The sequence below is a fragment of the Shewanella sp. CAL98-MNA-CIBAN-0140 genome (assembly GCF_040309905.1).
Taxonomy (GTDB): Bacteria; Pseudomonadota; Gammaproteobacteria; order Enterobacterales; family Shewanellaceae; genus Shewanella; species Shewanella psychromarinicola.
The window spans coordinates 1-232 of the sequence record NZ_JBEOPI010000307.1 but is presented as its reverse complement, the minus strand read 5'-3'; the positions used below and the strand labels follow the sequence as shown (position 1 = coordinate 232).

At 40.5% G+C, this 232-nt stretch carries 1 protein-coding gene; it reads left to right on the top strand.

What is annotated here, in order from left to right; genetic code table 11:
- A partial coding sequence (locus AAEY93_RS21170) for a hypothetical protein (protein WP_351079740.1) occupies positions 1-232 on the top strand: 232 nt, incomplete at both ends.

Below are 232 nucleotides of genomic sequence, written 5' to 3'. Positions count from 1 at the left end.
CTACTGGGGCATAAGTGAGAACTTAACCGCCATCATTGAGACACAGCGTTGGTCATTGGTGATATTGGTTACCTTACATTTACTGCTTTATCTGTTTGTCGTCATTCGCTACGCGCAACAAATCATCGCCTATAACATTCTTAATGAAGAAAATTCCTCTCATACAGATAACGCAAACAACGCAGATAACGTGGGCAAAATCCATTCAGAAAATAACGGCTATGTATTTCCC